Below are 13,061 nucleotides of genomic sequence, written 5' to 3' on the forward strand. Positions count from 1 at the left end.
ATGGGGCTTGTCGCGGCGGTTGGGTGCCTGCCCATGCAGCGCTACAAAACGCTATAAACGCGCCTATCCCCAGCATCCTGATTGCTTTGTTCATTCGATTTTCCTTTTTCGTAAATGTAGCGATTGCCAAAATTACATTGCCATCAGGGGGGGATTAATTCAAGCTGAACACCATTTGGCAACATCGCTGTAAATCCTATGACAGAGCATAACTGGTACCTGTGTACCGAATCCCGGTTAGAACAACAATTCTCAGATTACATTGCGCCGTTCTGGCATGAACATGTGACCCAGGGAAGTTTTCAGGGAAACGGTGATATCAGAGTTAGTTATGCCTACTGTGTTCCCGAGCAAGCCAGGCAATCGGTGCTTATCAGCTCTGGCCGCATTGAATCACTGCTTAAATATAAAGAAGTGATTTATGAGCTTTACCGCAACGGTTTTGCGGTATTTGTGCTGGATCACCGGGGGCAGGGGCTGTCTGGCCGTATGACGGTTAATCCTCATCAGGGATACATCGACGATTTTCAGCACTACGTGGATGACATGTGCCACTTTATCGACGAGATTGTTACCCCACAGCAGCGCGGGGCGTTAAATCTGCTCTGCCATTCCATGGGCTCGGCCATTGGTGCGCTAACCATCCTGCAACGGCCTGCCCAGTTTAATCGGGTGGTATTTGGTTCGCCCATGTTTGGGATTCGTCCGGCTTTACCCGAGTGGCTGGCTAAAGTATTAATCGGGGTTAACCGCTGTGCTAACTGGCTGCTGCCGGGGAGTTCGGGCTATTTCTTTGGTCAGCGCGATTATCATGTCGATGATTTTATGGTTAACCGGCTTACCAGTAGTGAGATACGGTATCAGTTATTCAGAAACCTGTACGCTGAACAGCCCGAGATTCAGCTAGGCGGCGTGACACCGCAATGGCTTGCCGCGGCCAGCGCGGCCATGTGGAAGGTGGAACAACATGCGCAGCAAATTACATTGCCTGCCCTGGTGTTCAGTGCCACCGAAGACACCGTGGTTGATAACAAACGACAGCAGCGGGTGGCGGCCAGTTTTGCCAATGCAGAATACATTGCGGTGGCCGGGGCCCGTCACGAGATCCTAATCGAGCGAGATGCCATCCGCCAACCGGTTATGACCCGCATACTGGACTTCTTTGCCGGCTAGTTTTGACCGGCTGAGTGAAACCTTTCATAATGCATCCCGACTTAGTGAACAGTGAATTGCCATGTTAGATATTGTGTTATACCAACCTGAAATTCCGCCGAATACCGGTAATATTATTCGCTTGTGCGCGAATACCGGTTATGCGTTGCATCTCATAGAGCCACTGGGTTTCGACTGGGATGATAAAAGAGTACGCCGGGCCGGGCTGGACTACCATGAGTTTGCAGACGTAAAGCGTTACGCTAGTTTTGAAACGTTTCTGGCAGAGCGTAAACCAACCCGGGTATTTGCCTGCACAACCAAAGGCAAAGCCTTTCACTCGGATGTTGAGTACCAAAAAGGGGACGCCTTACTGTTTGGCCCGGAAACACGAGGATTACCCGACGATATCATTGATGCTCTACCGCCGGCGCAACGAGTGCGCATACCCATGCTGCCAGACAGTCGCAGTATGAATCTGTCTAATGCGGTTTCGGTTTTTGTTTATGAGTCGTGGCGACAGTTTGGTTATGAAGGCGCGCGGTAGGTGAATAACAGGCTAGAGCCTGTTTAGTTGATCAGATAATTTAAGGGGCTAGCGGATATTGCTTCGCAATTCCGGCATGAATAACAAGCCAATGCTTGTTATTCAGACTTAAGCTCTCTGCCTAGTAAGGCCAGAGCGGCTTCTTTGGGCGATTTACCCTCGTAAAGCACGGCATAAATCTGTTCACAGATGGGCATTTCAACACCGAGCTTGCGGGCCAGAATAACCACTTCCTCAGTGTTACGATAACCTTCAACTACCTGACCAATTTCGCTTATGGCGTTATCAACCGACGTACCTTTGCCTAAAGCAAGACCAAAGCGGCGATTACGGGATTGGTTGTCGGTACAGGTAAGCACCAGATCGCCTAACCCGGCCATTCCCATAAAGGTTTCTGGCTGAGCGCCGGCCTGAACGCCCAAACGGGTAAGTTCAGCCAATCCGCGGGTAATTAACGCAGTTCGGGCATTGGCACCAAAACCCAGCCCATCGGCCAGTCCGGCACCAATCGCGATAACGTTTTTAACCGCGCCGCCAAGTTGAACACCAGTGAAATCAGGGTTTTTATACACCCGAAATGAGCGGGCGCAATGGAGCTTAGCGGCCATCGCATCGATAAACTCATCGTCAGTGGAAGACAGGGAGATAGCCGTGGGCAATCCCGCCGCCATTTCTTTAGCGAAGGTCGGACCGGACAGCACGGCCAGCGGATAGCGCTCGCCAAGTACTTCCAGAGCCACTTCTTTTAACAACCGGCCAGTACCAGGCTCGAGGCCCTTGGTTGCCCATACAATGCGATGAGCGTCGTTCAGTAGTGGCGCCAGTTGTTCCAGCATGCCTTTAAAGGCATGGCTTGGCACCACCACTAAAATGTCGCGACTTTGCGCAACAGCAGTGGCCAAATCGCTTTCAACTGAGAGCGCATCGGGGAACGGTGCGCCGGGCAGATACCGTTCGTTCTGGCGGCTATCTGCCATGGCGGCTAATTTCGCAGTATCTCTGCCCCATATCACTGTGGGCGTATTATTGCGGGCTAAACAAATAGCCAGAGCAGTGCCATAGGACCCTGCTCCAAGAACGGTTACCGACGCGTCATTCATAGGCGGCTTAGGCGTCCAGCTGTTGCTGAGATGCTTGTGCTTCCTGAGCGCGTTTTTGCATGTAAGCAGCAAAGATCGCGTCGAAGTTTACTGGTGCCAGGTTTAATGGCGGGAAGGTGCCACGGTTAACCAGGTTGGAAATGGTTTCGCGGGCATACGGGAATAAGGTATTCGGGCAGAAAGAGCCCAGCATGTGCGCTTTATTTTGCTCTGGCATGTCGCCAATCATGAAAATACCAGCTTGTTCTACTTCACACAGGAAAGCCGTTTCTTCGCCCATGGTTGCCGTAACAGTCACCGACAGTACGACTTCAAACAGGTTGCCATCGAGCTTGTCAGTAGAGGTATCAATGTCCAGTTTGATTTCTGGCTTCCACTCTTTGGTGAAAATGCCCGGCGCATTGGGCGATTCAAAAGAAATGTCTTTTGTGTAAATACGCTGGATATTGAACTGAGGCGCTTGACCCTGGCCGGCAGCGGCGTTTTCTTGATTACTTTGATTTTCTTCAGACATGTTTTTACCTAAGTGTAATTTTAAATTTTATAAGAATAATTAGCTGGCCAGCAGTGGATCGAGCTCTTGCTGTCTTTCCAGGGCAAACATATCATCACAACCGCCGATATGCTGGTCGTTAATGAATATTTGCGGCACTGTGTAACCGCCGTTTGCGCGCTCAATCATAACATCGCGCAAAGCCGGTTCCGCATCGATGGCATATTCGGTGTATTCAACACCTTTATGCTGTAGCAGGGACTTAGCCCTGGTGCAAAATGGGCAATAAGCTTTGGTGTAGATTTCGACTTTACTCACAATAGCGGCCTTGTAGTTGATTATTTAGCAACGGGTAAGCCAGCTTGAGACCAGGCGTTCATACCGCCTTTTAACACGTTCACTTTGCTGAAACCGTCTTTGGTCATGGCTGCGGCTACGCCGCGAGCACTGTTACCCATAGCACAAACAACAATAATGGGCGTGTCTTGAAGTTTTTCAAGCTTACTGAAGTTCTTTTCACGAACCTCTTCCGGTTTGATTTGCCGGGCACCAGTGATATGACCTGCCTTAAAGTCATTGGCAGCGCGGGTATCAAGAACCACTGCATCTTCACGGTTAATCAGCAAAGTCATTTCGTGCACACTGACTTCTTTGACAGGGGAAATCAGGCCACTGACATAGGTGTATGCCAGCATAACAACCAGCGCTAGCCAGATCCCTGCCAGTATAATATTGTTGCCAGCAAATTCGATGAGTTGATCCATTACGTCTTCCCAATGCATCGGTATGTTAAAAAAAGAGTGCAAAGTATATAGAAAAAAACAACAGAAACCAGCTTTGCGCAGAGGAAGCCCAGTTATTACAACGCTGTGAGGGCTAAATTACTGTACTGCAGACGGTTAATTCACATTATCAATTAAGCTGATTGACGTATTTTTCTACTTCTCCTCTTCATTCCACCCTAGGGTTTGGTAATATAAATGTATGCCTCGCCCTACGGAACAATCCAAAGCCTGACAATATCGGTACCTAATAATAAGCCGGGCAAGTGGATAATTAACCCGAACAGCATCGCCTGATAAGGGCAACGACATTTTTACAGGAGAACCCATGACGCAATCCAAGAAAACACTGGCACTAATCGTACTCGATGGCTGGGGATATCGTGAGGATGCAGATCAAAATGCCATTTTGGCCGCCAATACGCCAAATCTGGATGCTTTAACCAAAGACTACCCCAGCACGCTCATTAGCGGCTCCGGGCTGGATGTGGGGTTACCTGAAGGGCAAATGGGTAATTCGGAAGTGGGTCACGTTAATCTGGGCGCTGGTCGTGTGGTTTATCAGGATTTTACTAAAGTCACCAAGTCTATTGCAGATGGTGAATTTGAACATAACCCAACGCTGGTAAAAGCCATTGATGATGCAGTGAGTCAGGATAAAGCCGTGCATATTATGGGGCTGTTATCGCCCGGTGGCGTTCACAGCCACGAAGACCATATTTTTGCGGCGCTGAAAATGGCTGCCCACCGTGGAGCGAAAAAAGTGTACTTGCACGCTTTCCTGGACGGTCGTGATACTCCACCACAAAGTGCTGAAGCGTCGCTTGAAAAAGCGGATGCGGTATTTGCTGAAATTGGCTGTGGTAAAACGGCAACCATTATTGGTCGTTACTTTGCTATGGACCGCGATAAGCGTTGGGATCGGGTGCAGAAAGCTTACGATTTAATTACCCAGGGTAAAGGCGAAGCATCTGCCGAGTCAGCCGTAGCAGGGTTAAAAGCCTCCTATGATGCCGGTAAAAACGACGAATTTGTGCCGCCAACCGTTATCGGTGACAGCGTTAGTGTGGAAGATGGTGATGCCATTATCTTTATGAACTTCCGTGCTGACCGCGCGCGTCAGTTAACTCAGGTATTTGTTGATAAGAGCTTTGAGGGTTTTGAGCTGGCTGTTAAACCAGAACTTTCGGCTTTTGTGATGCTAACCCAGTACTCTGCAGACTTCGATGCACCGGTAGCCTTCCCGTCTGAGAAGCTGGTAAACGTATTAGGCGAGTGGTTAGAAAAGCAAAATAAAACGCAGTTGCGTATTTCGGAAACCGAAAAATATGCCCACGTGACGTTTTTCTTCTCTGGCGGTGTTGAGAAAGAATTCAAAGGCGAAGAGCGTATTCTGATCCCATCACCTGATGTGGCGACTTATGATTTACAACCGGAAATGAACTCAGAAAAACTCACCGACGAGCTGGTTGGGGCCATTGAGTCCGGTAAGTTTGACGTGATCATCTGTAACTACCCTAACGGTGATATGGTAGGCCATACCGGCGACTTCAATGCGGCAGTGAAAGCCTGTGAAGCGGTAGACAAATCTATCGGACGGGTGATTGAAGCCATGAAGAAAACCGGTGGCGAATGCCTGATCACTGCTGACCACGGTAATGCTGAGCAGATGGTAGACAATGAGTCTGGTCAGGCCCACACCGCCCATACCAGTGAACCGGTCCCCTTTATTTACTTTGGCCGTGATGCAGAGCCCCGTAAGGGCGGCACACTCAGCGATGTAGCACCTACCATGTTGCACCTGATGGGCGTGGAGCAGCCAGAAGAAATGACAGGAACACCTATAATGACACTTAAGTCTTAAATAGAGGTATGCAATTAATTGCAGTGTTGTTAAAAGCCTGTGCCACCAGCCTTGTGCTGGTGGCATTGTTGTATGGGGCGTTGTTTGCTGAAGCCGCTTTCGCACAAAGTGAAGAGGCGGAGCAGGAGCTCGCGGCATTGCAGGAAGAGTTAAAAGCGCGCCAACAAGCGCTGCAAGGCAATAAAGCGGATGCCGAAGAGCTGCAGTCGGTACTCGAAGAGTCAGAGAAAAACATTGGTGCCGTGGCAAGACGGCTTAACAATACGAAGTCAGCGCTGGTAGATAACCGGGCCCAACAAGAAACGCTGACCGACAGACGTAATGAACTTGAGCAAGCCATTGCGCAGCAGCAGGAACTGCTGGGCGGACAACTCAGAACCGCTTTTATCTCAGGCAATTATGATTACGCCAAAATGGTGTTTTACCAGGAAGATGCCGCCCGGTTTGAACGCGTGCTCACTTATTATAAATATCTTAATGAAGCCCGGCAGAAAGAGATCACCCAATTTAAAGCCAGCGTAACCGAGCTGGAGCAGGTTAATGCGCAGTTGCAGGTTAAGGCACAGGAATTAACCGCGTTGCTGAGCGATCAGGAGCGTCAGCAAAATGAGCTGGTGGCCCGCCAAAAGGATCGACAGCAAACACTGGTTAAATTACGCAGTAAAATAGCTACTGAAGAAGGTCGCATAGCTCAGCTCAGAGAAGCGGAGCAAGCCTTGGTTGAGGCGATTGAACGGGCCCAAAGGGCGAGCCAGATCCCGCAGGAGCTCACCGGCTTATCCCAAGATAAAGGTAAACTGCTTAAACCAGCCAGCGGCACACTGCGTCGGCTGTTTGGTAAACGCCGCCAGGGCCAGGTACGCTGGAAGGGTATTATGATAGACGGTCGCGAAGGCAGTGCCGTAAAAGCCATCGCCCACGGTAGAGTCATTTATTCTGACTGGCTCAGAGGCTTTGGGTTGGTGACCATCATAGAACATGGCGACGGTTATATGTCGGTTTACGGGCATAATCAGGCATTGCTTCGCTCAGCCGGCGACGCTGTTGCCAGAGGGGAAACCGTGGCGCTACTCGGCCAGAGTGGGGGACAGTCCTCCCCTAATTTATATTTTGAGATCCGTCATAAGGGTAAAGCGCTTAACCCACTGCAGTGGCTGGATATTTAGCCGAACATTGGTAAATTCGTATGGTTTTGGCAAGGCCGGTATGGATGCCGATAAGGGCAATCATATTGGTGTTTAGGATACTGGCTGGTATGCTAGCACCCATAACAAAAGAAAATAATCAGGTCTTAGTGCGCTTTTGAAACAGCTCGGTATTTATTGCTTAATGATATTAGGGTTACTGGCTAGTCTGCCAGCCAAGGCCGCCAGTCGCTCAACTCCGCACGCCCAACCTGCAGAGATATATATCATTATTGATGATATGGGTTATCGCGCCACCGATGAGCAGGCATTCGCGTTACCCAAATCGGTGACCTTTTCCATATTACCCCATACGCCACAGGGTCAGTCATTAGCTGAACGTGCCCATGCCGAATCCCGTGATGTCATGTTGCACCTGCCTATGGAAGCTAGTACTAACAAACCTTTAGGGCCCGGTGCAATAACATCTTCGATGTATGCAGAAGAAATTATCCAGACCGTTGAGTCGGCGCTGACATCGGTACCTTACGCGATTGGTGTGAATAACCATATGGGCAGCGTGCTCACGGCTTCAGGTCAGGCGTTGCAGCCGTTGATGGATGTGATCAAAAAAAGCGGGCTGTTTTTTGTGGACAGCCGCACCACGCGTTTTACCGTAGCCCAACAGGTTGCCAGCGATAATGATATTCCTAACGCCAGACGGCATGTTTTTCTCGATCACGAACAATCTGAAGATTTTATGAATACGCAGTGGCAGCGAGCGATGGCACTCACTAAAACCCATCAGAAAGTCATTATTATTGCTCACCCTCATCCCGGCACCATTGCCTTTTTGCTGAACAAACTCAGCAGCTCCACCAATCGCCATTTCGCGCTTAAGTCGATGCATGACTTTTTTGCAGCGCCGGGTGAAGTGCAGCGAGAATTTGCTACTACCAATAATGCTCAGGTAAGCGTAGCCGCGCCCAACTAACCGCTTTTTTGTACAAGTCTTTATAAGCAAACTCATGTCATTCGTCGTAATTTACGGCTAATTACGGGTAGATCGCTGATGGGATCTTGAAAATTGCGCAAGATGTTATATTATAACATCCAAGCTGAAGGTAAGGTAGTTATGCAATCACCCATCGACAATCCAACATTTTTAGACCGACTTGGGATCTGGATCTCGAGTCTGTGTGCTTTGCATTGTCTGGCGATCCCATTGCTGCCACTGCTGGCTTCCAGTATGTTTGGCCAAACCTGGTTTGAGCGGACCATTTTAAGTTTGTCTATTTTGATCGGTAGTGTGGCCCTTATCAGTGGTGCAGTGCGATACCACGGTAAGTACTACCCGCTACTGCTATTACTGTCTGGTGGCGCTATTTACTGGTTTAAAGACATGTTTGGCGAGTCTGGTGAGCCTTTCACCATCGCTTTTGGCGCAGGCCTTATCATTCTGGGCCACTGGTTAAACCTACGGTTGTGTCGTAAATGCCGCTGTTGCAAAGGCAAAGTGGTGTCACAGCATCTGGCCAGTAATCACCGTTAAACTAGCGGCAAAGTACTTCCCGCGCGATATCCGGTACGTTGGTAAAAATACCATCGACTCCCCAGGCTTTTAGCATCAGCATATCCTCCGGGTAATCAACGGTATAAACCAATACTTTTAAACCGGCCTCACGGGCTTCCTTGACGTAAACTTCATCTACGACATCCAGTGCCATATGTAACGAAAAGGCGTCCAGATCATTGGCAAAGCCCAAACCATTTTCGGGATAGGTTGCGGTAAGAGCGCCAATGCGTACATCCGGCCAGGCGGCTTTAATCTGGCGTATCCAGCGGTGATTAAAAGAAGAAATAATCAGATTTTCAGCGGGGAATCCGGTTTGTGCCAACCCCTGATGTATTTTCTCCAGCCAGGTGTTCACATTGTTCAGATGTTTAATTTCCACATTCAACACCGCATTTGCTGGCAGTGTTTCGAAGACCTCCGACAGAAAAGGAATAACTTGTCCGTTGCCGGCATCCAGACTGCGTAAGTAAGACAGTGAATGACTGGTGACCATGCCTTTGCCGGTGGTCGTGCGGTTTAACCAACGATCGTGAATAATGATAATGTCGTCTTCAACCTGATAGACGTCGAGCTCGACGCCTGTTGCCTGTTGTGCCATAGCCAGAGAAAAGGCGGCCAGGGTATTTTCAGGTGCTGCTGCGCTCGCGCCGCGATGACCTAGGATCCACATAACGATTACTCATTGGTGGCAGAAGCTGATTTATGGGTGTTTACTGTTTCATAAATTGACGCTGAGGTCACTAAAATTCCGCCTAACAGGGTTTGCCAGCCTGGTGATTCGTGAAGCAGAATAATGGCAAAGATAACTCCGTAAAAGGGTTGCATACAGGCTATCAGTGAGAAGGTCTTGGCCCGCAGGTGAGCGAGGCTGTTGGCAACCAGAGCATGTGGTAACGCGGTAAAGGCGGTACCCAGCAACAGCAACAACAACCACACGCTGGTTTCCTGTTGGGTTTGGGGTAATTCGCTGAACGGCAGCAGACATAAAACAATGATCAGTGTTTGCCAGGCCATCGAACGCGCGCCGCTGTAGTGAGAAAAGTACTTTCTTAGCGATAAGTTCCGCACCGCGTATAGGACTGCAGAAATAATGCCCAGTCCTACGCCAAGCGTCACATCGTTGTCCAGGGATACCTCAGGAACAATCAGTACTATACCTATCACCACCACCAGGGCACTAAGCATATCCTGCCAGGCCAGGCGGGTTTTCTCGAACAGTGGTTCCATGAGCACGGTGATCACCGGAAAGGTAAACATGGCTATCATGCCTACTGAGACGCCGGCATACTGCATTGAGGCAAAATAGGTGGCCCAGTGCGCGGCCATGAGCATACCGAGTCCGATAGCGATAAAATAATCAAGCCGCCGTTCAAGGCGTAAATGCTCTCTGCCAGCCCTGACAAATAAGCATAGTGCCAGGCAGGCAAACAAGCTGCGGCCTAACGTAATATCGATGGCACTAAGCGGGATGATATTTGAAAAGAGCCCGGTTCCACCCAGAAGAACGACTGCAAGATGAAGGGTAATAAGGCTCTTTTTAACCGGATCCATTAATCAGCTTGTGCGGTTAATTTGGTCGCAAAAGGTTGGCCTAAACGCGTTACCTGCTCCAGTGCCAGATCGGCAAACTCGACCTTGTCGGGTTCAAAACACACAACAATCGTAGAGCCCAGTTTGAACTGACCTAGCTCTTCCCCTTTCGCTAGCGAGACCCCTTCGTTGTCTTCGTAATGCCAGTGAGTGACATGCTTACCTGCCGGCGGCGTGACGGTACCGGCCCATACGGTGTCGATACTAGCGACAATGGTCGCGCCTACTAAGACAATGGCCATTTTGCCAACCGGTGTGTCATAAACGGTAACAACCCGTTCGTTACGGGCAAATAAACCTGGTACGTTCTCGGCAGTCAGGGGGTTAACTGAAAACAGCTCACCCGGCACATACACCATATCGGTTAACTTGCCTTCGATTGGCATATGAATGCGGTGGTAATCTTTAGGAGACAAGTAAATAGTGGCAAATTTACCGCCTTTGAACGGCTTGGCTAAATCCGGGTTACCACCGAGCAGGGCTGATAAGGTAAATTTGTGGCCCTTGGCCTGAATCAGATCTTCGCCAACAATATCGCCAAACTGGCTGACCGTACCGTCGACTGAGTGACACAGGATGTCGTCATTTTCTTCAATCGGACGTACCCCAGGTTTCAGCGGGCGGGTAAAAAATGCATTAAAGCTACGGTAGTCTTCGGGTTGTGAGTACATGGCCTCATCCATATTGACCTTGAACTGTTTAATAAACACTTTAATCAGCCAGTTGGTAATAGCGCCAGCTTCGGCGGCGGCCAGTTTACCCACTAGCCGGGATATAAGGTGTTTAGGCAGTACATACTGCAGGTTGACTTTAAACCAATTCAACAAAGTGAATGCTCCTAATTACAGGTTGTCCGGCACAGCTTGGGGCTATTTGCGGAGATTGGTGGCTATTGTAGCCGATTTTGCGGCGAAACATACCAACATAAGGTTATGGTTCATCAGGGTTTGATATAAGACGGCTCGCATATGCCGGGCGCTGATCGGCCATGGCAGCAATGATTTTGTGGTAATTATCGTAACGATGCTGATTAATCTTACCCTCTTCCACGGCCTGACGAATAATGCAGCCGGGGTCGTTAAGGTGTTTACAGTCGCGGAACTTGCAGCCGCCCAGGTAATCTCTGAATTCAATGAATCCCCAGGTAATCCGCTCTTCAGGTAAATGCCACAGCGCAAACTCACGGACGCCGGGAGAGTCGATTAAGTCTCCGCCGGATGGAATAGCCAGTAGTTTTGCTGCGGTGGTAGTATGCGTGCCCAGTCCCGAGTTTTCAGAGATTTCGCCAACCAGCTCGTCAGCATCTGGCAGAACCTGATTAATAATACTGGATTTGCCCACACCAGATTGACCAACAAACACGCTGGTTTTATCGCGCAGGCGTTCGTGTAAGTCGGCAACGCCTTCGCCGCTTTTGCAACTGGTGAGTAACAGTTCATAGCCCAGGGTCTGGTAGATAGCCAGCGACGCGCTGACCGTCTCACGTTCTTCGTCGCTTAACAGCTCGACTTTGTTAAGAACCAGCAGCGGCTTTATATCGGTGTCTTCACAGGCTACCAGGTAGCGGTCGATGATATTCAGTGACAGGTCCGGTTTTACCGACGACACGACAATAATCTGATCAATGTTCGCTGCGATGGGCTTTACGCCATCATAAAAGTCAGGGCGGGTTAAGACAGTACGCCGGTCCTGTACAATTTCGATAACCCCGCCTATATTTTCGTCGGGAACTTCGGAACGGGCGAACAGGACTTCATCGCCGCACACCACCGATTCGATGGTGCGACGAATGTGACAACGAACAACGTTGCCTTCTTTGTCCTGAACATCGGCTTGCTTACCAAAGCGACCTATTACCCGGCCGGCCAGCAACGAGGATAAATCTGCCGACGATTGCTGCTTACCTGACAGGCGTTTCTGGCGGTTTGCCGCAACCTGTCGCTTTTGTCGATGGGATAATTTGGGTTTCTTGGCCACGCCGGTCTCGATGTTTGCGTTTTAGGCTGTGCATGATACCTTTTGTGCACTTTATGTGTCACCTCTTGAAAGAAAATAGGCAAGGTTAATGGCAAAAAACAATGACAATCTGGTGTGGATCGATATGGAAATGACCGGTCTGGACCCTGAAACCTGTAAAGTGCTGGAGATTGCCACTATTGTAACGGATGCGCAGCTCAACGTGCTTGCTGAGGGGCCGGTCATCGCGGTGCATCAGCCCGACGAAATTCTCGACGGTATGGATGAATGGTGCACCCGGGTACACGGTGAAAGTGGTCTTACCCAACGTTGTCGGGACAGTCAGCTCGATGAAGACGCGGCCTCACAACAAACTATTGCTTTTCTGGCCCAATACGTAGACGCCGGTAAGTCGCCTTTATGTGGCAACACGATAGGTCAGGATCGTCGCTTTATGGTGAAGTATATGCCAGAGCTGGAAGCGTATTTTCATTATCGCAACGTGGATGTGAGTACGATTAAGGAGCTGGTGCGCCGTTGGAAACCGGAAGCGCTCGACGGATTTACCAAGCAAGGCACTCACCAGGCACTGGACGATATTCGTGAATCTATCGCCGAAATGCAGTTTTATCGTGAGAAAGTGTTTAGTATTTAAGCATTCAGACAAAAAAACGCAAAAAAATGAAAATAGGTGTTGCACTGGCAAAATAATTTTGTAAAATGCGCACCACTTCAAACGAAGTGCCACTCTTAAGCGGGAATAGCTCAGTTGGTAGAGCACAACCTTGCCAAGGTTGGGGTCGCGAGTTCGAATCTCGTTTCCCGCTCCAATTTCTCATCCAGAGAAGTTTTTAAATTCAGAAGTAATGTACAGCGC

Annotated in this window: 15 protein-coding genes and 1 tRNA gene; 8 read left to right on the forward strand and 8 right to left on the reverse strand. The window is 49.5% G+C overall.

Annotated features, from left to right (window positions below; translation table 11 throughout):
* Nucleotides 1-198: 198 nt before the first annotated feature.
* Nucleotides 199-1,173, forward strand: coding sequence for an alpha/beta fold hydrolase (locus tag AC27IB_RS11355; protein ID WP_296049471.1), 975 nt, complete (start codon nucleotides 199-201; stop codon nucleotides 1,171-1,173).
* A 61-nt stretch (nucleotides 1,174-1,234) separates the two neighbouring features.
* Nucleotides 1,235-1,699 (forward strand): tRNA (uridine(34)/cytosine(34)/5-carboxymethylaminomethyluridine(34)-2'-O)-methyltransferase TrmL, encoded by a 465-nt coding sequence (gene trmL / locus AC27IB_RS11360; protein ID WP_296049472.1) that lies wholly within the window; start codon nucleotides 1,235-1,237, stop codon nucleotides 1,697-1,699.
* Between the two features lie 98 nt (nucleotides 1,700-1,797).
* Here trmL and gpsA read toward each other — a convergent pair whose 3' ends face one another.
* The 4 genes from gpsA to AC27IB_RS11380 are packed head-to-tail and all read right to left on the reverse strand — an operon-like array spanning nucleotide 1,798 to nucleotide 4,056.
* On the reverse strand, nucleotides 1,798-2,799 hold the full coding sequence (gene gpsA / locus AC27IB_RS11365) for an NAD(P)H-dependent glycerol-3-phosphate dehydrogenase (protein WP_487120967.1): 1,002 nt from the start codon (nucleotides 2,797-2,799) through the stop codon (nucleotides 1,798-1,800).
* A 7-nt stretch (nucleotides 2,800-2,806) separates the two neighbouring features.
* Nucleotides 2,807-3,313, reverse strand: coding sequence for a protein-export chaperone SecB (secB, locus tag AC27IB_RS11370; protein WP_105936198.1), 507 nt, complete (start codon nucleotides 3,311-3,313; stop codon nucleotides 2,807-2,809).
* Nucleotides 3,314-3,352: 39 nt separating this feature from the next.
* Nucleotides 3,353-3,610, reverse strand: a complete 258-nt coding sequence (grxC, locus tag AC27IB_RS11375) for a glutaredoxin 3 (RefSeq protein ID WP_296049477.1) — start codon at nucleotides 3,608-3,610, stop codon at nucleotides 3,353-3,355.
* 20 nt (nucleotides 3,611-3,630) lie between these two features.
* Nucleotides 3,631-4,056: a rhodanese-like domain-containing protein gene (locus AC27IB_RS11380; protein ID WP_487120969.1), complete on the reverse strand. Its 426-nt coding sequence runs from the start codon at nucleotides 4,054-4,056 to the stop codon at nucleotides 3,631-3,633.
* A gap of 346 nt (nucleotides 4,057-4,402) precedes the next feature.
* Here AC27IB_RS11380 and gpmI point away from each other — a divergent pair, with 346 nt between their 5' ends.
* From gpmI to AC27IB_RS11400, 4 genes are all read left to right on the forward strand, one after another.
* Nucleotides 4,403-5,938 (forward strand): 2,3-bisphosphoglycerate-independent phosphoglycerate mutase, encoded by a 1,536-nt coding sequence (gene gpmI, locus AC27IB_RS11385; protein ID WP_487120971.1) that lies wholly within the window; start codon nucleotides 4,403-4,405, stop codon nucleotides 5,936-5,938.
* An 8-nt stretch (nucleotides 5,939-5,946) separates the two neighbouring features.
* A complete protein-coding gene (locus AC27IB_RS11390) occupies nucleotides 5,947-7,104 on the forward strand; it encodes a murein hydrolase activator EnvC family protein (RefSeq protein ID WP_487120973.1) in 1,158 nt (385 codons plus the stop codon).
* Nucleotides 7,105-7,267: 163 nt separating this feature from the next.
* On the forward strand, nucleotides 7,268-8,056 hold the full coding sequence (locus tag AC27IB_RS11395) for a divergent polysaccharide deacetylase family protein (protein ID WP_487120975.1): 789 nt from the start codon (nucleotides 7,268-7,270) through the stop codon (nucleotides 8,054-8,056).
* Nucleotides 8,057-8,197: 141 nt separating this feature from the next.
* Nucleotides 8,198-8,614 (forward strand): MerC domain-containing protein, encoded by a 417-nt coding sequence (locus AC27IB_RS11400; protein ID WP_296049489.1) that lies wholly within the window; start codon nucleotides 8,198-8,200, stop codon nucleotides 8,612-8,614.
* A 1-nt stretch (nucleotide 8,615) separates the two neighbouring features.
* Here the strand turns inward: AC27IB_RS11400 and AC27IB_RS11405 are convergent, their stop codons facing one another.
* The 4 genes from AC27IB_RS11405 to rsgA form a co-directional block, all read right to left on the reverse strand.
* Nucleotides 8,616-9,308, reverse strand: coding sequence for a glycerophosphodiester phosphodiesterase (locus tag AC27IB_RS11405; protein ID WP_296049491.1), 693 nt, complete (start codon nucleotides 9,306-9,308; stop codon nucleotides 8,616-8,618).
* Nucleotides 9,309-9,313: 5 nt separating this feature from the next.
* On the reverse strand, nucleotides 9,314-10,189 hold the full coding sequence (locus AC27IB_RS11410; protein WP_487120978.1) for a DMT family transporter: 876 nt from the start codon (nucleotides 10,187-10,189) through the stop codon (nucleotides 9,314-9,316).
* Nucleotides 10,189-11,055, reverse strand: coding sequence for an archaetidylserine decarboxylase (gene asd / locus AC27IB_RS11415; RefSeq protein WP_296049497.1), 867 nt, complete (start codon nucleotides 11,053-11,055; stop codon nucleotides 10,189-10,191). The genes AC27IB_RS11410 and asd overlap by 1 nt, the downstream gene beginning before the upstream one ends.
* A 103-nt stretch (nucleotides 11,056-11,158) precedes the next feature.
* Nucleotides 11,159-12,205 (reverse strand): small ribosomal subunit biogenesis GTPase RsgA, encoded by a 1,047-nt coding sequence (gene rsgA, locus AC27IB_RS11420; RefSeq protein ID WP_296049499.1) that lies wholly within the window; start codon nucleotides 12,203-12,205, stop codon nucleotides 11,159-11,161.
* 88 nt (nucleotides 12,206-12,293) lie between these two features.
* On the opposite strand from rsgA, the gene orn reads away from it, so the two are divergent.
* Entirely contained in the window at nucleotides 12,294-12,839 is a 546-nt protein-coding gene (gene orn / locus AC27IB_RS11425) for an oligoribonuclease (RefSeq protein WP_296049501.1), read from the forward strand.
* A gap of 99 nt (nucleotides 12,840-12,938) precedes the next feature.
* Nucleotides 12,939-13,014: transfer RNA gene (locus AC27IB_RS11430), tRNA-Gly, on the forward strand.
* The last annotated feature ends 47 nt before the right edge of the window (nucleotides 13,015-13,061 follow it).

The sequence above is a fragment of the Alteromonas sp. 4NH20-0104 genome (genome assembly GCF_057547795.1).